The sequence below is a fragment of the Candidatus Neomarinimicrobiota bacterium genome (genome assembly GCA_016784545.1).
GTDB lineage: Bacteria > Fidelibacterota > UBA8477 > UBA8477 > JABMPR01 > JABMPR01.
Genome location: JADHUM010000059.1, coordinates 1 through 20,667, shown reverse-complemented (window position 1 = coordinate 20,667; position 20,667 = coordinate 1). Strand labels below are relative to the sequence as shown.

Genomic DNA, 20,667 nt, shown 5'->3' with positions numbered 1-20,667 from the left:
GGGAACTCCGCTAAGCCTGGGCTTTTATTTTTTGTTGCTGTTCTGTGGATTTGACTTTGCCCACACGAATCCATTGAACCAGAGGAATACCAGAGGGACAGACAAAAGCGCAGGAACCACACTCAATACAATTGAAAACACCCCATTCCTTGCAGTCCTGATATTTGCCTGTTTCCGCTTGTCGAGAAAGCCGTGTCGGCACCAGGTTCATAGGGCACACACTCACACAGGTACCGCACTGGATACAGGGGTAGTGACGTGTGTTTTTAAGCTGGGAAGACTGCATACAGACGATCCCGGAAGTCGCTTTCAAGGTGGGTACCTGGAGATCGTACTGAACCAATCCCATCATGGGTCCACCCATAAACACCTGCGAGGTTTCGTCATGGAGACCACCACAGGCATCCACGCAAACTTGAAAAGGGGTGCCAATACGTGCGATAAGATTGCCCGGTGACTTGATGGCATCGCCCGTCACGGTGAGCATGCGCTGGATCAGGGGTTTACCCTCAACCACAGCTTCGTAGACCGCCAGAGCAGTGGCAACATTATTGACGACAACCCCCACATCCATGGGCAGTCCGCCGGCTGGAACCTTGCGACCCAGAGCAGCATCAATGAGCATCTTTTCAGCACCTTGTGGGTATTTAACCTTCAAGGGTTGGATTTTGAAATTGAGCTTGAGATCCTTTACTCTGGCTTCCATGGCTGCGATGGCATCAGCTTTGTTGGATTCAATACCCACAATGCCCTGGTCAATGCCAAGGATTCGCATCATGATGGCCATACCCTTGAGAATACGATCTGTATCTTCCAGCATATTGCGATGATCACAGGTGAGGAAGGGTTCACATTCGCACCCATTCAGGATGAAATGATCAACAGGTTTATCTGGAGGTGGGGACATTTTCACGTGCGTTGGAAAAGCTGCGCCTCCCAGCCCAACAAGCCCCGCTTCGCGAACAAGTTTCCCCAGCTCTTCTTTTGAGGCAGTCTCCCAGTTTTCAGGAGTGCTTAATAATTCCCATTCATCTTCTTCACCATCTCGCTTGATATGTATCATGGGTACTTTTCCACCCAGGGGATGTGGGAAAGATGCCACGGACACAACCGTACCAGTTATGGATGCGTGGATGGGGCTGGAAACAAAGGCTGGAGAGTCAGCAATTTTTTGTCCGGTTTTTACCGTATCACCCTTTTCCACCAATGCTTCGCATGGCGCACCGATGTGCTGTTGCAAGGGAATGAAGACCTCATCAGGGAGCGGTAAATGTTTTGAAGGTAAATGGCAGGTCAGGTTCTTGAATTCATCGGGGTGCACACCTCGACGAAAGGTGCTGATGCGAAGCTGGGATGATTCAGACATGTGTTGATTGTCTCCTCATGGAAATTTGGGTGCTTACCAGCAAGAAAAAGAGATGATGTAAGCGATTAGACTCCATGCCTGAAAGCATGGGCAAAAATAAGACCATTAGTGACTATTTTTGCTGTTCCCAGCCTATAAAAATGATTTTTAGTAAAATACTGTTAATAAGGGTTATAGCAGGTAATTAATGCTCATATTAGTAGTTGCGGAAGGCATTTAAGCCAGCCAGGCTATGACTGACTGAATTATCCAAATATTATCGATGAATATCGTGTGCTGTCATCCTGAGGCTCTCGTAGGAGACGGCATCAGAAACATCTTGACTCTCCTTCTCGTCTTAACCCTTCGAGAACCTCAGGGAGACGAAAAGGGTGACCAAATTATTTCAAGTCAACTCTGGTTGTATAGGTGAGGACAACCTCTTTGTTTGCTGGGACTGGGACTGTGAATTTAACTCGAGAGGCATCTATCTTTGTAAAGGGATGGGAAGCGTCCTGAACTTTCCAGTTGCGGTAACCCACAGTTTGAATGACTTCCACTTCCACGGCTTCATCCTTGCGGTTCGCCAGGGTAATGCGGATGTCTTGTTCGTTGTATCGGTCTGACTTGGACCGTCGATCAAGGACCTCCCGCTTGCCCTTGACATCAAAGGCTTCACCAACCTCCAGTGTTACCAGGTCATCCTTGGATGTATGGTCTAGATTGTCTTCACCGATGAGCTCCAGAGCACCATCAGTATCTTTTTTAAATAGACGCACAATGCCACCAGGAAGCGCTACACCAGCTCCAGTCTCTTTATCGTTGGTGAACATGATCTTGATTGGAATGTTAGTAAATTCATCATGCGTTCCCTGATAGACATAACGCTTTTGAGCTTTTACCTGTGTAGGGTTAAGCCATTGGATTTGTTTTTCTTCCCTGTTATGAACTGAAACAGGGAAGGCGATATCGTAAAGATGATATTCAAAAAACTCACGTTCCTCTACAACCGGCATCGCTCTCATGGCCAGAGCAAAAGTCTTTTCTCTCCGAGAATCCATAGCCTGTGGAGGCCTGGCTCGATGTAAATCTCCAGCAACCAGCTTGAGTTTGGCCTTTTCATAATCTTTACCGGATTGATTGTTAAGATTGATCCAGGAGCTCAAATCCATTTCGGTATCATCAGCATTGATTACTGCCACATATTCAGCTTTCCAGGAGATACCTCCGGTGAGATAGGACAGATCAAAATTAACCTTGCCAGCTTTTGCTGTATTTAAGGTCCATGCCAGCGTGGGACGGACATACAGTCTCTCAGTGGGGGTTGGACACTTAATGGTCCCCACAAACTGACGCTGTATGATATCAATTCCTCCGCGACTTTTTAAAACGAGAGTGCTGTTGTCATAACTGAGTAGAGAGCCTGACATCTTATTGTCGTTTTGGAGGATTACGGTCACTTCTGCTTCGAGGTATTTCTTAAGAAGCTTGTTTTGATCTACCAGGTCATAACGATAATTTTGTTCCAGAACCTGGACATCCTGATCAGATCCAAGCTTTACGGAGGAAGGGTTCAGGGTTTCAGCTACCCGTTCAATTTCAATCTCTGAAACACCCTTCTGAATTTGCCTCGAGAACTGTTCCTTCACCAGGGCCTCGCCGTGGTTGTAGACAGTGAGCTGGGTTTGGGCATATGTAATAGATGTGGTGAGAAGTATGATGGTGAGGGTGGCTCTGATCCTGAACATATCGGGCTCCTTGACTTAAAATTTCACTTTTGCGATGGTGCTATGAATGTCACTGACTGCCATAAGAGCAGCCGATCCATACCACTCTTTCAACTCCATCACCAGACTCCCAGCCTGAATCGCAGGATCTGAATTGGTCAACGCTTCTGCCTCTTCAATAGTTTCCACATTGAAAAAATATAATCCTCGTAGATCATCATTACCAAAAAAGGGTCCAGCCAGAGCTAGCTTTCCGGCTTCTGCCATGGCCCGGATATTTTGCATATGTGCAGCCTGTAACTCACTCGCTTTTTCAGGGGACAGGTCTCGATTGGGTCCACGCTTAAGAAAGGCTATGACATATTTACGCATCCCGTAATCATCTGCTCCGTACTCCTGTGCTTTTAATGAATCATAGCTCGATATCATAGCAGGTGAAGATTCAATTTCTACCTCGCCTTGACAGGATGAGAAAATGGTCACACCTAGCATTACAAGTGTGGTGTATCCTTGGATTTTCATGTTATCTATTGATCCTCTGCGAAGGTTTTGAACGCACCCATGTGCTGCAGGGTCTGTTTCTTAAAAGCTCCAGGCATGAACCAAGCCAGGTACTTCATAAACCCTGTGAATTGAAATTCCTGCTCCGAGATGTACCGCGTAAGGTTCTCACCATTAGCAACAAAGTGGTTCTTGATAATGTTGTAAACGCCCCTGGCCTCATAGGTCGCGGAGAATTCATCAGGCAGGTTTTTCACGGTTATGGTTTCGATCATCTCCATTTCGCGTTTCCCGGAAAGGAAGACCATTTTCGATTTTGCACCTGCCTCGCCTGGTGTACCCTCTATCGTTTCAAAGCTCTGAAGACCATCCATCCATTTGTACATATTTTCAGTACTGTCGAATAGTTCAATAACCGTGGAAACCGGAAGGTTTATATCGACTTCAATTGTGTATTTCATTTACGCTCCTTCTGAACGCCCCCGATGTTTGGGTCTACTCAAAAATGATACATACTGGCGTGGGAGCTTCCACCTGACTTACATATTTCAACAATCCAGTCGCCGGATCTCGTTTTAAGGTGACAATATTATTTGTGTGTTGATTGGCCACGAGAATAAAATTTTCATCTGGTGAAAGTGAAAAATTACGTGGTCCCTCACCACCACATCCCTTATTCCCCAGCAGTTTCAAGCTGCCATCGTCTTCATTCACACCCATGACGGCTATGCTGTTGTGTCCCCGGTTGGAGGCATAGACAAACTTTCCATCTGATGAAATGTGAATGTCAGCACAGGTATTGGGCTCAGAATATCCAGCAGGCAAACTTGATACTGAAGGTCCCATGGTATAACTGCCGCCTTCATTACGATCCAGTCGGGTCACGCTGCTGCTGAGTTCATTGGCCACATAGATCCATTTGCCATTGGGGTGAAAGGTCAGATGACGTGGTCCATCCCCAGGATTCAGTTCAAGTTTTTCTGGTGTTGAAGGTACCAATTTTTGCCCCTCGCCATCGATACTTGAAAACCACAGCTCGTTGGTACCCAGATCTATGGAAATGATGCTGCCATCTACCGGGCTAAACCAGGCGGAGTGAGCGTGGGGCGCTTTCTGTCTGTCCGTCGTGCCCTGACCGGTGTGTTGCTGAACATCCAGGAGTTCAGTCAGGGGGCCATCTTTTTCCAGCTTGAGCAGGCCAACATTGCCACCGGTGTAATTGGCAGCCAGGACATAGCCTGCTTCATTGACAGCCACAAAACAGGGGTGGGCGCCACCAGAAGATTGGCGATTGAGGAGGATAAGGGTATCCTCGAAGACCATATAGGATTCTACAGAGCCGACATCCTCCTGGTTTTTTACCTCATTAATGGCGACCAGAAATTTTTTATCCTCACTGAGCGCTAGAAATGAAGGATTCTCAGACATAACGGCCAGACCTATTTGCCTCACACTGCCACTGGCATGGAGCTCAAATTTATAAATGCCCTGGCTTTCGCTTGCGCCTTCTGTATAAGTCCCCAGATAAAATGTTTGTGTGTCTTGCGTATTCACGGTTTCCTCCTTGATGATATGACAGCCCGACAATACAAGGAGAGCTGTGAGAGTATTTGTTAGCCAAAGCAATTTCATGCTTGGTCAATATAGCCGTAAAACCGGGGTGCCACATCAATATTGAACCCTGCTTTGTGCTATTTGTCATGTTGGCAGATGTGTTTCACGTTAATTTAGGCATCATTGATTTAACCTATTCTCCTGGATGACGTATCACTTAATAGCATGTGTCCTCAAGCAGCCAAAAGCACCGATGCCGAATTGATCCTGGATTGCCAGGGTGATAATCAATATGCTTTTCGAACCCTGGTGGAGCGATATCAAGCCACAGCCTTTCGTTTTGCATTTCGCTTGACCTGTGATGCTCCCGAAGCTGAGGATATCTGCCAGAAAGCTTTTGTCAGGGTCTGGAATTATAGAAGCCGAATAAATCAGGATTCACTTTTCTCCACACTTCTATACACCATTGTAAGTCGCCTGTGGCTGGATCATAATAGATCAAAAAAACTCAGGTTCTTTGCCAGCAAAGTGGATGTCTTGGACACTGAAATTGTGGACCCAAGTGCTTCACCAGAGACCCTGGCCATAAATCAGGATCTGGCACGACGCATTAAGGCTCTCAGCAAAAAGCTACCCCCTCGCCAGCGTTTGGTCTTTACCCTCCGCGATCTTGAGGATTTAAACATCCAGGAGGTGGTAGAGGTGACCGGTCTTTCACCTGGCAGCGTGAAAACCAATCTCAGCATCGCCAGACAAAAAATTCGCAGACAAATGCACAGCATAACAGGACGAATAAAATGAAACACGAGAAATGGATCAGGAGTCTCCACCTTTTGCGAGAGGGCGAGCTGCCCCCAGAAGAACAACAGGCGTTAGATACCCATCTCACTATGTGTGAACATTGTTCAAGTATTTATGAGCAGGTCCAGCTCGACTGGCTTAAAGCCATAGGTGAAATTGCAGCAGAACCGCAGCTGCAGAATCCAGAGCAACTGACGGATGACATCTTTTTGGCTATAAACGAGAATGAAAGTCAAGCTGCTCCAACACCTCTGGTCAACAGGGAAGACAGAGAGCCTATTTTCTACAGTCAAAGCTTTCGATTGGGTCTGCAGGTCGCCTCCCTGGTTTTCCTGGCCATCTTTTTTATCGAGCAGTTTCAGGTCACCAATTCAGTCCAGAAATTGGAAATTCAACTACAGTCCCAAAAGACGTATCAGCGCTATGCAGGTGTAAACATGATACCACTAATGTTCAGGGAGCAGGTCTTGGAGATGACCAGGGTTCAGCTTGAAAAGAGGGGTTTGCCGTCTGCCAGGATAGAAGTGTTGATCCACAATTTGGAAATGAACACCCCTGGAAATGAACTGCGCAGGGAAGATTTGGGTAGAATTGGGAAGCGCTTGGCCAACCAATGGAAGACAGTAAAACTTAAGGGTGTGAATGCTTACTGGAGGCAACCATGAAATGTTTCAAAATAGCTGTAATGTTAATTTCTTTGATGATGATGTCCTGTCTTGAAGTAGAAACCACCACGGTGGTGAATATCGACGGCTCCATTCAAAGAAGCATCGAGTTGAAAGGGTCTGAAAAGAGTATCGCTGAAACAAGCTTTAACATCCCGCGCCATGACATTGCTCTCTGGCAGATCACTCAGGATTCTTTAAAGGATGACAGATTATTATTTCATGCTGCGGCTAAGTTTGAATCAGTAGAAGCTTTAAATCAAAGCTTTAAGTTAAATACCATGGACCCGGGAGTCCAAATTATAGCCAGTCTTGTCAGTGATGAGGGATTCTTTTTCAACAGGTATTACTATAGAGAAAACATCTGGGCGGATCTACCTGGCCCAAAGCTTCCCATGGAACCCTATTTAAGTCAGTCTGAACTAGAAGCCTTGCTAATAAGTGATGCTGAGGGGAATGAAAGTCTTTTGGACAGTATAGAGTCAGCTCGACTTGAACATCAATGGGAAAGCTACATGGAACAGCTGATTTATGATGATTTTGTCGTGGAATTACATAAAGGCGGCACAAATTCTGGAAACCTCTCTGTAATTGATGAGATGATCAAGGAACATTCAGATTCACTCATGAAGGCCCTCAGCACCACCAATTTTTATGATGAAAATCTCGTATGGAAATCAATTCTGGAAAACTATATCGATAGTACCGTCATAGATGACGTCGAGTTGTCGAATACCGCAGGTTTTGCCCGATTTTATAAATCATGGCAATTCTTTGAAGAAGTTCTGCTGGATAACTACAGTTTTAGTGTCGAGCTGCCCGGGGTGATCCGGAATACATCAGCCAATGATGTCCGTGGAAATCGTATGACCTGGGAGCCAGAAACCATCCGACTCTTCTTTGGTGGAATATCTCTTGAGGCTGAGTCCTCAGTTATCAAACCCTGGTCTCTGATCATCACCGGGATGCTACTTCTGCTGACATTGGTGGTGACATTGGCTGGATTTATTCGGCAAGGGAATAGAAAACAGGCAGTTTAAAGTCATGCCTGGGACTGGAGTAAACAGCCTGCTGAACAATGAGCAGTTCTAGGAATTCTAAAACGTTTCATGTGATCTCCTTTCCCTGTGTTAAACCATCTGTCCATAGGCGGACAGGCCGGTATGAAAAAGCCCCTGATTTATTGAATTAAGGGCTGTGTTTGCTTGATTTTTGATTGTCTTATTAACTCGTTGGTTGCTGAAGACCCGATCCAGGCGCCAGCTTTTTGAAGGTCCCGTTCCTGTGCGGCTGAACTCGAGACAGTCCTGACCGTTACTTTCATTAATACATATTTGGGTAGTCATATGTTGTCCTTTCTGGAGTGGAAATCCCTAGCTTTAGATATATGAATAGACATATATCTATATGTTGAAATAAAAAAAATCACTTCGCCTTCTCGATTTTCACAAACTGGTCCTGAAAACCAGTACAGCAGTTCGTGATACAAATAGAGTCAAGGCGATAATAAACCTCTTTGCCACGTTTGGCAGAGGATACAATGTCCGCATTTTTTAAGACGCTGAGGTGGTGTGAAACAGAGGGTTGTTGCATATCGAAGTGCTGGCAAATCTCACTCACATTTAGCTCTTTATCTCTGAGGAGCTCCATAATCTTGACCCGGTTGGGATCCGAGATCGCTTTGAAGAATTTATTTAAGTCGTATGCCATTTTCATTTCTCATTTATACATAGGAATGTATCTATATATTGTTGAATGGCAACCTATATTTTCAGTTCATGTAATTATGTGCAGAGTATTTCTGAAACTATTTTAGAAATCAGGGGGCCGTTAAAGGGCTTGAATAACGCGCTGTAATTTTACCTGGACTTCTTGACTCATTTCTGTCAGTTCGGCATTCCCAACCGCCATCATGGAAGCCACAGGATCTACTGCTGCAACCTCAACCTGGCCAGGCGATTGTTCAATCACCACCACATTGCAGGGCAGGAAGACCCCGATTTTGTCTTCGGTTTGTAGGGCATGATGGGCATAGCCCGGGTTACAGGCACCCAGGATGGTGTATTTCTTAAAATCCACATCGATCTTTTTCTTGAAGGTTCCTGAAACATCAATTTCGCTGATAATCCCAAACCCCTCTTTGGCTAACGCGGTGGTGACGGTTTCCAGGGCCGCTTCGAATGTGGTCTCAGGCAGGATGGTGCTGGAATAGTAACTCATGTTTATCCTCTTTATTGCGGGTGTTGTAGCATTGCATTAACTTGTCCTTACCTGAGACGACTAAATGCCTGTCTCGTTACAAGAAAAGCTAGTGGATCTTTAGGCCAATTAAGAAAGGTGTGATTAAATCTCTTGACAATGTTCTATTGCACTAGTACAATGGAGCCATCATGAAGCACGTGAAAAATCTACCTCGCTTTTTTACCCGCCCCAGTCCACTAGCTGGCAAGGCTAAGTCTACAACTCTACCCCCGTAACCTCTTAATAAAACATCTAGAAGAGAAAATCTCAGGAAATTGTAAATGTTGAAGCTTGACCATATCTCCACCCCGGCCCTCCTTCTGGAAAAAGATGGGCTGATTAGCCTGCGCAGGGGAACCCTTCATCAACTCAAAAATCTAAATCAACTCGCTGAACTACAGTCCAGCCATTCTGGATCCATCGCCTTTGTTGTGCCCTTTTGCGCCGCTGGCGAAAACCACATGAAAGTCCTGGGAGCAGAAGATATTCTTGGTTTGGCCGTTGAAGAGGAACTGACCATACCTATCTCGGAAATAGACGCCCTCACAAAAACGGGGGACATCTCTTTTAAACATGACTTTCAACCCACCCTTAGCGATCATGATTTTGCAGAAGGAGTAAAAAGTATTCAACAGGAGGAGATCGCCCAGGGGAATGCCTGTCAGGTTGTCTTCTCCCGAAAATTTGAAGGACTTCTGGAGGCCATGTCGCCACTGGTGCCCCTGACCCTTTTCCGTCGCTTGCTCCAGCAACAAGGCCAATACATCACCTTTCTGTTTTCAGATGGTGCCGGTCACTACTTCGTTGGAGCATCTCCAGAACGCCAGTTGGAAATTCATGATGAGAATGTCATTAAAAATCCCATCGCCGGCACGATGCCCAAAGGAAATTCCGAAAAATTCGTAGCCCAGCTCAACTCCTTTCTGGAAGATCAAAAAGAAATCAACGAATTATCCCAGATTCTGGATGAAGAACTCAAAATTATGTCCCAGATTTGTCCCCGAGGCGGAAAAATTCTGGGACCCTTCCTTAGAGAATCAGGAGCTGTGGTCCACACCGAATACCATCTGGTGGGACATTCAAAAAAACCTGCTATCCAGGCCCTGAAGATATCCCTCCACGCACCCACTCTGGTGGGCAGTCCCCTGGAAAGTGCCTTTCGTATCATTGCCAAAAGAGAAGCAGCGTCCAGACGATATTATGGCGGCGAAATTGGGATCATTGATAAAAATGGGGATATGTATAGCGCTATCATGATTCGAACGGCAGAAATCTTTAAAGACGGGCGCATTGCCATCCAGGCTGGGGCCGGGATTGTTAGAGATTCTGATCCCATGAAAGAAGCCAGAGAAACCCAGGCGAAAGCTGCCGGACTCCTGAGCGCTTTGCGTGGCGATACCACAAACACGGGCACGTTCCTGAACAGCGAATTATTGGCAACCGTCAATCAATCCCTGCTTGAACGTAACAGTGCCTTCTCAACATTTCATTTTGAGGATCAAATTGGTCATCGAGACTTGAGTAATCTCCACCAGGAAAGTATCACCATCATCAACAATGAAGACAATTTTGCCCATGTCCTGAGTCATATCACCCGCTATCTGGGCTACGAAACTCATGTGGTTGATACCTTTGATTATGATGTAATCAATGACACCTCTGATCTGGTGGTTTTGGGTCCTGGACCTGGCGACATCAACGATAAAAAAAATCCTCGGATGCAACGACTGTTACAGATTACCAACATGCTGGCAGCCCGAAACACACCCACCTTGGGTGTTTGTCTGGGTCTCCAGGCCATGGCAAAATGTATTGGCATGCCCGTCCAGCGCCAGGCCATTCCCACCCAGGGTATGCAGGTTGAAATCGATCTATTTGGAAAAACAGAACGGGTGGGCATGTATAATTCTTTTTCACCGATGGCTGAAAATGTACCCCCTGGCTTTGAAGTGAGCGTAAATGAAGACAATCGCATCATGGCCTTGAAAAGTGAAAACATATGGGGCTTTCAATTTCATGTGGAATCTGCCATGACCGAGAATGGTCTTGAGATTCTCACCGAAGCCCTGAATTCTCTCATGGGCATCAGGGAGAGACGCCGGCTGAGTTTTGAGTCTTTTGTGGAGAAAAGTATCTCTGGGAAACTAAATATTGAAGCCCAGAAAGAATTCCTTCTGGATTTGAATCAACATGGCTTTTCAGGCGAAGACATCGCTGACCTGGTACAGGTCTTCTACCGACAAATGCACACCGATCTAGAGCTTCCTGGAGCCATTGACCTGTGTGGTACCGGGGGGTCGGGTCTGGCTCGTATCAACACCTCCACCATGGCAGCCATCATTGTTGCTGCCAGCGGAATCCCAGTAGCCAAACATGGCAATAAAGCCGCCAGTGGTCGCTTCGGAAGTTTTGATCTGCTGGAAGCTATGGGAATGAATATAATGGCCGATAAACCCCGCCTGGAGTCCCTCTTTGGAGAACTGAATCTAGCCTTTATTTTCGCCCGTAGCTTCCACCCTGTGTTCAAACATTTTGCCCAGGTCAGGGGGGAGTTACAGACTAAAACCATTTTTAATTTGTTGGGTCCACTCCTCAATCCTGCAAAGCCCCAATACCAGATTATCGGTACCTCCAATCAGGATGACATGGAACTTCTTATTGAGGCGGCCAGAGCCCTGGGAAAAACAAAAGTCATGGTTCTCACAGGTTCAGATGGCCTGGATGAACTAACGCTCACTGGCGAAACCACCATCATGACCCTGGAAAATGGCGAGATAAGCCAGTCGGTGCTTACACCTGAAGACTTTGGTCTGAAGCGGGTGGCGTTTTCGGAGATATCAGGAGGAGATGCAGCATTCAACCTGAAGATTACCCGCGAGATTCTTGATGGCACCTGCCAGACCCCCCACCGGGATTTGGTACTGGCCAATGCCGCTCTGGCCCTCAAATTTATGGGAGAAGTGGCAAGCTATAAAGAGGGTGTCTCAAGAGCACGACACCTTATTGATCAAGGCTTTGCCGGAGACCTGGTCCATCGTTATTCCCGCTTGAGCAATGCTCCGGATATTCTATTGGAAATTGCTGTTCATAAACAATCTGAACTGGCCTCGCTCAAAGCCATGATCCCGCTGGACACCTTAAAAAAGGGTTTGCAGGCGTCTGATCGTGATTTTAAAGCAGCCCTTTCAAAAAGCACTGACCTGAATCTCATTGCGGAGATTAAAAAGGCATCGCCATCTGAAAAACAAATTTATCAAGGCACCTTCTCAGCTTCAGAAATTGCCAGTATTTATGAGCAGTCAGGCGCAGACGCAATCTCAGTTCTCACCGATAAAAAATATTTTAAAGGATCGCTGGAAAACCTCAAACAGGCCCGGTCAGCAACTCACAGGGTTCCCCTGTTGATGAAGGATTTCTTTATTGATGAATACCAGATTTATCTCGCCCGCCACTATGGGGCAGACGCAATTTTGCTCATCGTAGCACTTCTCACAAAGGAACAAATAGACCGCTTTATCCAGGTCGCCAGATCACTTGATATGGATGCCCTAGTTGAGGTGCATAATCAAGAGGAGCTGGAGATTGCCCTGAAAACCCGAGCGGAAATCATTGGCGTCAACAATCGCGATCTCCATACCTTTGAAGTGGATACAAAAACCTTTATCCGACTGTATCCCGGGATTCCAGACACAAAAATAACGATGGCAGAAAGCGGTTACTCACCGGTCAGCGCCAATCAACTCCAGGGCTTTGCCAAGGCAGTTCTCATTGGCAGCTCCATTATGCGCAGCAAAGATATGGGCCGGGCCATTCAAGAGATTAAAACCCCGAAGAAAAAATTTAAAGCCTGTGGGATCAGGAGTATAAAAGACGCCAGATACTGTGATGAAAACAATATAGCCTTCATCGGACTTAATTTTGTGCCCAGCAGCAAACGGCAGATCGATGTCGAAATCGCCCGGCGAATCACAGCCTCGCTTAAGCTTAGTTACAGCGTAGGGATCTTTCAAAACCAGACGGCTGCAGAAGTGAATCAAATCGCCAGGGAGGCTGGCTTGGATTTCGTCCAGCTCTCCGGTTCTGAATCCGTGGAATACTGTCAGCAGATGAGCTTGCCTGTCATCAAGACCCTGAAAATGACTGATGTAGATTTGATAGACTCGTACAGCCAGGATGTTGCCATGTTTATTATCGATGGCGCCATTCCAGGGTCGGGTTTGGGTTACGACTATTCTAAAATCAACGACTTGAAACCATCCAAACCATTTCTGGTTGCTGGAGGTATTGACCCGGAAAACGCCAGGATGATATTGTCAATCCTTCCCGAAGCGGCGGGTCTGGATGCTGCCTCTGGTATCGAAACCGGTGATAAGGTGGACATAAATAGAATTGATAGCATTGCTCAAGCGATTAAAGGGGAGTGATCATGGATTTCAAAACGACACTCATTAACAAAGATGGACATTTTGGTGCTTTTGGCGGACGCTATGTTCCAGAAGTTCTTGTCCCCATCATGGATGATCTCCGCGATGCCTTCTTTGAGGCTGCTGAAGATGAAAATTTTGTCAGGGAGCTTCAGAAGTTGCACAGGAACTACACAGGCCGACCAACCCCTTTATACCACTGCGAGAACCTCTCCGTAAAGCTGGGCGGTGCTCAGATTTTCATGAAGAATGAGGGTCTGTTACATACAGGTGCTCATAAAATAAATCATTGTCTGGGACAGGCTCTCATTGCCAAACGCATGGGTAAAAAACGAGTCATTGCTGAGACAGGAGCAGGGCAACATGGTCTGGCGACAGCTACTGTATGTGCAAAATTTGGTCTTGATTGCACCGTTTACATGGGCGCAAAAGACTATGCGCGGCAACGTCCAAATGTCTTCTGGATGGAGCAGCTGGGAGCTACTGTCATTCCAGTTATCGACGGCGATCAAACCTTGAGAGACGCCATCAATGCCGCCCTGCGGGATTTGATAGCCAACCCGGAAGACACCCACTACCTGCTGGGGACAGTCTGCGGTCCCAATCCATATCCCGCCATGAATACCTACTTTCAGAAAATCATTGGCGAAGAGGTCCGGACTCAAATTAAGGAACAAACAGGAGGGTCACCGGACTACCTGATTGCCTGCGTCGGCGGCGGAAGCAATGCCCTTGGTTTGTTCTACGATTATTTGGATGATAAAAACGTCACCATGATTGGAGTGGAAGCCGGGGGGAAGGGTATTGAAGGTCAGGAACATGCTGCCCGTTTTCAGGGAGGCTCTATAGGTGTCGCCGAGGGCTTCAAATCATATTTTCTACAAAATAGCGATGGCCAGCTCTCCAGTACCCACAGCATTTCTGCTGGATTGGACTATGCTGGCGTGGGTCCACAAATCGCTTATCTCCAGGAAACCAAGCGGGTGATATTTTCTTATGCAACGGACAGAGATGTCATATCAGCCTATCAACGCTTAGCTCAAACAGAAGGTGTTTTTGCTGCCCTGGAATCCAGCCATGCAGTGGCAGAAGTTATCAAGTTGGCCCCGACTCTGACCCAGGAGCAAATCATTGTGTTCAATTGCTCAGGCAGGGGAGACAAAGACTTGTTCATCGTGACCAAAGAGTTGGGAGATTCAGGCTTTCAATCCTTTTTATCTGATGAGCTTGCAGACATGAAAAAAGGCTCAGGGACATCATGAAGAAATTAAATAATCAGCTGGACCGCATCAAGTCTTCAGGAAAACCAGGCTTCATGATGCATATCGTAGCGGGCTTTCCCGATCTGGAAAGTAGTGAAAAAATTGCCTCACAAATTCTGGAGTCGGGGGCTGATCTTCTGGAAATCCAGATCCCTTTTTCTGACCCTGTGGCAGATGGTCCTGTCATCGCCAGAGCCAATGAACTGGCCTTAAAGAAAGGCGTGACAGTAGAGCAAAGTCTCTTAATGATCCGAAGGACTGTAGAGTCTACTGAGAAAACCATCTTGATTATGACCTATTTCAATATTATCCAAAATTATGGCGTGAGGCAGTTTTGTAAGAGAGCAGCTGAAATCGGAGTCCAGGGCTTGATTGTCCCGGACTATCCTTTTGATGAGGAAAAGGATAATTCACTCATCACCTATGCTCAGGAAAACGAGCTGGCCATTATTCAGGTCATTGCATCCACCTCCCGGGCGGATCGTATCCAGGAAATTATAAAAAACGCCAGCGGATTTATCTATTGTATGGCCAGGACCGGGACAACTGGCCGGAAAACAGATATCAATTTACAGACCATTAAGTATCTGGAATCTGTGAGAGCCAGTTGTGATTTACCCCTAGCTGTTGGCTTTGGCTTATCAGAAAGAGCTCAGGTTCGAGCACTTGAGGAGTATGCCCAGATCATGGTTGTAGGCAGTGCCTTAATCAACGAATACGCAGAGAAACCGCTTGATGAGGGTCTGGAGGCAATTAGAAAATTTATGAATGAATTGATGACGGACGAACCTTTGTCATAATCTGATCGCTCAAACCCGAGCCTTACAATCTCCCTTGAATTGTTATCCCTGAAGACCTGTGAAAGGGACTGTCTGGCCCTACTTTTTCCTTATTCCTTCATCCATACCGGTTATTTTCTAGGCCATGAGTCTTTTCAATAATGCTGATAACCCCCGCACCCTGCCCCCCCTGGCAGAGCGGATGCGTCCCAATACGCTGGCGGCCTTTTTAGGACAACAACACCTCGTGGCAGAAAATAGACTGCTCGCCAAAGCCATTCAATCAGACCGTCTTTTCTCAATCATTCTCTGGGGACCCCCGGGGTGTGGAAAAACCACCCTGGCCAAGATCATCGCCAGCCAGATCGATGCCCATTTTTATGAGTTATCAGCTGTGTCTGCCGGCGTTAAGGATGTCAGGGAATCCATGGCCAAGGCCAAGGCCAATCGGGAGCTGGGGAAACCGAGTATCCTCTTCATTGATGAAATCCATCGTTTCAACAAGGCTCAACAGGATGCCCTGCTTCAGGCTGTGGAAAATGGGATCATTACGCTAATTGGTGCTACAACAGAAAACCCCAGCTTTGAAGTTATTTCACCCCTTTTGAGTCGTTGTCAGGTACTCAAGCTGACTTCCCACACCAAGGAAGATCTTGCGTCAATTCTCGATAATGCCCTTGCTGAAGATCTGTTTTTGAGTACTCAAAATATCCAGTTTGATGATGATGGTAGAGACCTGCTCCTTGAATCGGTCTCCGGGGATGCCCGACGCCTATTAAATGCCCTGGAAATAAGCACCTCAGTTGCAACACCAGATCGTGACGATGATCAGGTCATTACCATTACCGAAGAGCATGTCCGTGAAGCACTTCAGAATAAGCATCAACTATACGACAAAACTGGCGACTACCATTATGATATCATCTCTGCTTTTATTAAGAGTGTCCGGGGGAGTGATCCAGATGCATCGCTTTACTGGCTCTCTGTCATGCTGGAAGGCGGAGAGGATCCCATCTTTATTGCCAGGCGATTGATAATTCTGGCTTCTGAGGATGTTGGCAACGCCGACCCCCAGGCTCTAACCCTGGCCACATCGGGTTTACAGGCAGTGCATGCCATTGGGATGCCAGAAGGCGCCATCGTTTTATCCCAGGTTACCACTTATCTGGCTTCCACCACGAAAAGTAATGCCAGCTATATGGCCCTGCGAGCCGCCCAGGAAACTGTTCGGGAAGAAGGCGCTAAATCTGTCCCCCTGCACCTGCGAAATGCACCAACCAGCCTGATGAAAGAGCAGGGTCATGGGAAGGGATATCACTATCCTCATAATTACCCCGGCCATTTTAGTGATCAGAACTATTTTCCTGATGATCTGAAGACCAGACAGTTTTATCGACCCACCACTGAAGGCATTGAAAAGCGTATATACGAACGACTCGTGACGCTGTGGGCATCGCGCTTTGAGGAACCTTCAGGTTCATAACCCATTCAACTCTAATGCAACCCTCATTTAAGTCTCTCGCATCCCGTCTCTCGTTTTTGTGCCTGCTAATAGGTCTGAGCAATTCATTTGCCCTGGCTGCCCGAAGCCAAAAGCTGGAACTGATTCGAGCTGATGAGATTCAGTCCTTTAATCGTGGGGGAATCACCTATAGACGTCTGGTTGGTGATGTGAAAATGAGACGCGGTGATGCTTTGCTTAACTGTGACGTCGCAGAATTTCAAATGGAAAAAGACGAAGCACTTCTTAGCGGCCATGTCACCATCACCACACCACAGTCAAAGCTTTCCAGCAATACTGCCCGTTATGCTGGGAGCAAAGATTATGTAGAACTCCTTGGCAATGCGCGCTTTGAAGATGATCCCTTTGTTGTCACAGCCCAAAAGCTGGGTTATTACATCGACTTGAAAAAAGTACTGGCCACAGATAATCCAGCCCTTGAAGACAGTGGCTCCACACTCAGAGCAGATACTATCTATTATTATGAGGCCAGTCAGCTTGGTGATGCCCGGGGGAGTGCTTCCATGGTGAATACCAGGGATAGTCTCAGCGTTTCTGGAAGACATTTGCTTTATTATTCAGGCAAAGATTCTTTGCTCAGCTACGGTGATGCCAAATTCAAGAAGTGGTCAAGCAAAGACACCTCCCTGCAGATTAATTCAGACAGTCTCAGTCTTGAGGAAGGCTATTTTTTCGCCTGGCAAAATGTCGTACTTCGTAATGGCGATGCGCTGGGTACCTGTGGACAGGCTGTCTATATGCAAGATGATGATGTGGCCATCATGCGAGATAAACCTATGCTCCAGGAAGATGATTTTGTCTTGACCGGCGATGTTTTTAATCTGCACATGAATAATGGCGAGCTGAAATCAGTATATGTCCCGGAAAACCCCCACTTTACTCAGAGAAAAGCTTCGAAAGATACCACCTTTACCGATTGGCTGGATGGCAAGGTCATGGCTGTTGAATTTAGCGAGGGACAACCCAGGACCGTGACCCTGATTGAGATGGCGACTTCCTTTTTCAATGTGATTGAGGATGGAATCTTCAAGGGCTCTAACAAAGTGAGTGGCGATACCTTGTTTATTCTTCTGTCAGATTCAAGTATTTCGGACATCACGGTGACTGGTGGAGCAGAAGGTGAGTTTGTTCCAGCCGGGGGCAGTAGAGATATTGAATTTCCCATCAAATATTGGGCAGACCATATTGCCTACAGTATGCAGAATGAAACTACCCAGCTAAAAAGTAACGCCTCAATTGAATATGGTGACATGAAATTAAAAGCTGGTCATGTCGGTGTGTACTGGCGCAAAAACCTTTTACGAGCCCGGAGTCTGGTCGACACACTTGGTTCCACGGACTATCCAGTTCTTTCTCAGAAGGGCCAGGAGGATTTCAATGGCCAGAGCATGGTGTATGACCTGAAAACCCAACGTGGTAAAGTGGTTGCGGGTAGAACAAAAATGGATGATGGCAATTATTATGGAGAAGAATTGACCCGTATTAATGAAGACATCTATCTCATGGAAGATGGCTACTACACCACCTGCGATATTGAAGATCATCCACATTTTTATTTCTACAGCAGACAGATGAAGCTGTACACAGATAAAATCATCATTGCCAAACCGGTAGTGCTATACATCGCTGATATACCCCTGATCGCCTTACCCTTTGCAGTTTTTCCACAGAAAAAAGGACGCTCCTCCGGATTTATTCTGCCTTCTTACGACTATCGACCCACCAATGGAGGTCGTGCCCTGAAAGGGTTTGGCTATTACTGGGCCATCAATGACTATTCAGATTTCAAAATGACGGGTACATTTTGGGATCAATACGAAGAATTCAATTTAAGGAGTGTCCTCAGGTATAAGAAGCGTTACAACATTCAGGGTAACATCGACGCTTCAATGGTGTCAGACCGTAATGCCCTGGATGATCCAGCCAACTGGAAGTGGCGACTAAAATTCAATCACTCACAGACTATTGATCCCAGTTTCACCATTCGTGCCGAGGGAAACATCTCAGGTGATGCCACTTTTGATCGCAGATATAGCCATGATCAAAACGAGCGTCTGGATACCAAACTGCATTCAGGTATATCCATTAACAAAAAGTTTGAATCCATAAACAGCACAACCTCCTTGAATGGATCCTATGATGAAAACCTTCAGGTTACCCGCAGGGTAGAGGACGCTCCGGAATCCGCAGGGATCAAACTGGCAGGACCCACGCTGGCCTTACCCTCCTTTCGATTCAGTCGCGCTTCATCTCCTATCATCAAGGCCAAAGGGAATCAGGAGTATTGGTATAATAGCTTCCGCTGGAGCTACAATAATGCATTTAACAATCGCCGAAAGTGGAGCTATCTATCCTATGAGAATCCTGACAGTCAGACGACGGATTCGCTTCTCTGGCAGGAAGATATTGTAGATACACGGACCTGGAATCACAACATGAGCCTTTCAGGGGACACTCAGGTAATGAAGGTGTTGAAGCTGGTGGGGTCCATTTCCTATAAAGACGCCTGGGGGTTTAAATACTTCGATCCTATTCTGGATGAAAGCGGCCTGGCTTTGGTGGATACTGCTTCGGGTGCCATTGAAACCAATGAGATTGAGGGGTTTATCAGGAGGGGTACCTTTAGCACTTCAGCCAGCTTGAACACCAAACTTTATGGCATCTTCCCTGTTCATATTGGTCCGCTCCAGGCCATCAGACATACCTTGACCCCGTCTGTATCCTTGACGTATACACCAGATTTTTCAACAGATTTTTGGGGGTATACAGAATCACTGACGGATACAACTGGTACTGTACAGCGTTTTGACCGCTTTGCAGGAAGTGATCTGGGCGCCACATCAACCAATGAAGCATTGAGAATGAGTTGGCGACTGAACAATGTTTTTGACTATAAAATGTTTAGAGATGATGTGGAGAGTAAGTCTCAGTTCTTGACTTTGGGAATGAGTGGTTCTTATAATTTCAAAGCTGATTCCTTGAAAGCTTCTGATATTTCCAGTACCCTAAAAATTAATCTTGGTAAATCTTTTCGCCTGAGTCCCAGTATGACACATGAAATCTATGAACGTGATTCGACTGGCTCCCATAAGATTGACGAGTTTCGTAGTCCACGTTTAACAAGAGCCGGTTTTAGTTTTGGATTTAAGCTGGAGGGAGGGGCACCCGGTGGCTTGCGGTCAACTCCACGTGAGAAATCAGATCCAGACAGCATGAACGCTGACCCCGAAGCAGGTTTTGATGAGGCTTTTGATTTTAAACCTGTCAAAGTTCCATTGGCTCGTCCTGGCCGAAACACCTCAGCCTGGACAGCAAATTTTAATTTCACATATTCTTATAGTCGCCAGAATCCGCTGGAGAAACCACTACAAACCTTCAATTTGGGTACCAATTTAAAGTTCAATCTCTCTGAAAACTGGGCTGTGAATTATAATCCCAGGTTCAATCTCATGGATAAAAAATTGACAAGTGGTTCTGTTGGAGTTACCCGAAAACTGCATTGCTGGAAGATGAACCTTTCCTGGGCACCCATGGGTTATGGAAGGTCCATACACCTGACAATTCGCCCCAACGCATCCCAGCTTCAGGATTTGAAAGTGGAACATACATCCATCAGAAAATACTAAACTGACTATAGTCCATTCTCGATTATTGCTTTAAACACAAAGACATCAGTACTAAAAAAACGTAAACAGGCCTGTGCAGATTAGGCGTAGACTTTTTTTTATCCGGGATTACTTTTAGTACAAGCATTTTAAAACCATAAATTCGGAGTGTCTGTTGTCCCAAGTCATTGAGTTGAAATCTCATCCACTCGTCTCACACAACTTAGCCATCCTGAGAAGT

General features: G+C 46.4%; 15 protein-coding genes. 8 read left to right on the top strand and 7 right to left on the bottom strand.

Features of this window, described 5'->3' with window-relative positions:
* Positions 1-10: 10 nt before the first annotated feature.
* From rsxC to ISR87_12875, 5 genes are all read right to left on the bottom strand, one after another.
* Positions 11-1,366: an electron transport complex subunit RsxC gene (gene rsxC, locus ISR87_12895; protein MBL7026338.1), complete on the bottom strand. Its 1,356-nt coding sequence runs from the start codon at positions 1,364-1,366 to the stop codon at positions 11-13.
* Between the two features lie 380 nt (positions 1,367-1,746).
* Entirely contained in the window at positions 1,747-3,093 is a 1,347-nt protein-coding gene (locus tag ISR87_12890) for a DUF4139 domain-containing protein (GenBank protein ID MBL7026337.1), read from the bottom strand.
* A gap of 15 nt (positions 3,094-3,108) precedes the next feature.
* Positions 3,109-3,594, bottom strand: a complete 486-nt coding sequence (locus ISR87_12885) for a hypothetical protein (GenBank protein ID MBL7026336.1) — start codon at positions 3,592-3,594, stop codon at positions 3,109-3,111.
* A 5-nt stretch (positions 3,595-3,599) separates the two neighbouring features.
* The gene (locus ISR87_12880) at positions 3,600-4,034 is read right to left on the bottom strand and encodes an SRPBCC family protein (protein MBL7026335.1); all 435 of its coding nucleotides are present in this window, start codon (positions 4,032-4,034) and stop codon (positions 3,600-3,602) included.
* A 34-nt stretch (positions 4,035-4,068) separates the two neighbouring features.
* Entirely contained in the window at positions 4,069-5,205 is a 1,137-nt protein-coding gene (locus ISR87_12875) for a lactonase family protein (GenBank protein ID MBL7026334.1), read from the bottom strand.
* 147 nt (positions 5,206-5,352) lie between these two features.
* Between ISR87_12875 and ISR87_12870 the strand changes: the two genes are divergently transcribed.
* The 3 genes from ISR87_12870 to ISR87_12860 are packed head-to-tail and all read left to right on the top strand — an operon-like array spanning position 5,353 to position 7,633.
* Complete coding sequence (locus ISR87_12870) at positions 5,353-5,928, top strand: RNA polymerase sigma factor (protein ID MBL7026333.1); 576 nt, start codon at positions 5,353-5,355, stop codon at positions 5,926-5,928.
* Positions 5,925-6,593 (top strand): zf-HC2 domain-containing protein, encoded by a 669-nt coding sequence (locus ISR87_12865; GenBank protein ID MBL7026332.1) that lies wholly within the window; start codon positions 5,925-5,927, stop codon positions 6,591-6,593. The genes ISR87_12870 and ISR87_12865 overlap by 4 nt, the downstream gene beginning before the upstream one ends.
* Positions 6,590-7,633 (top strand): hypothetical protein, encoded by a 1,044-nt coding sequence (locus ISR87_12860; protein ID MBL7026331.1) that lies wholly within the window; start codon positions 6,590-6,592, stop codon positions 7,631-7,633. The genes ISR87_12865 and ISR87_12860 overlap by 4 nt, the downstream gene beginning before the upstream one ends.
* Before the next feature lie 385 nt (positions 7,634-8,018).
* Here the strand turns inward: ISR87_12860 and ISR87_12855 are convergent, their stop codons facing one another.
* Entirely contained in the window at positions 8,019-8,303 is a 285-nt protein-coding gene (locus tag ISR87_12855) for a winged helix-turn-helix transcriptional regulator (protein MBL7026330.1), read from the bottom strand.
* A gap of 120 nt (positions 8,304-8,423) precedes the next feature.
* Positions 8,424-8,813 carry a DUF302 domain-containing protein gene (locus ISR87_12850; GenBank protein ID MBL7026329.1) on the bottom strand — a complete coding sequence of 130 codons (390 nt, stop codon included), beginning with the start codon at positions 8,811-8,813 and terminating at the stop codon, positions 8,424-8,426.
* 302 nt (positions 8,814-9,115) lie between these two features.
* On the opposite strand from ISR87_12850, the gene trpD reads away from it, so the two are divergent.
* From trpD to ISR87_12825, 5 genes are all read left to right on the top strand, one after another.
* The gene (gene trpD / locus ISR87_12845) at positions 9,116-13,258 is read left to right on the top strand and encodes an anthranilate phosphoribosyltransferase (GenBank protein ID MBL7026328.1); all 4,143 of its coding nucleotides are present in this window, start codon (positions 9,116-9,118) and stop codon (positions 13,256-13,258) included.
* A gap of 2 nt (positions 13,259-13,260) precedes the next feature.
* On the top strand, positions 13,261-14,520 hold the full coding sequence (trpB, locus tag ISR87_12840) for a tryptophan synthase subunit beta (protein ID MBL7026327.1): 1,260 nt from the start codon (positions 13,261-13,263) through the stop codon (positions 14,518-14,520).
* Positions 14,517-15,320 carry a tryptophan synthase subunit alpha gene (locus tag ISR87_12835; protein MBL7026326.1) on the top strand — a complete coding sequence of 268 codons (804 nt, stop codon included), beginning with the start codon at positions 14,517-14,519 and terminating at the stop codon, positions 15,318-15,320. Before trpB ends, ISR87_12835 begins: the two co-directional genes overlap by 4 nt.
* Positions 15,321-15,444: 124 nt before the next feature.
* Positions 15,445-16,782 (top strand): replication-associated recombination protein A, encoded by a 1,338-nt coding sequence (locus tag ISR87_12830; GenBank protein MBL7026325.1) that lies wholly within the window; start codon positions 15,445-15,447, stop codon positions 16,780-16,782.
* 14 nt (positions 16,783-16,796) lie between these two features.
* Positions 16,797-20,447, top strand: a complete 3,651-nt coding sequence (locus tag ISR87_12825; GenBank protein MBL7026324.1) for a hypothetical protein — start codon at positions 16,797-16,799, stop codon at positions 20,445-20,447.
* The last annotated feature ends 220 nt before the right edge of the window (positions 20,448-20,667 follow it).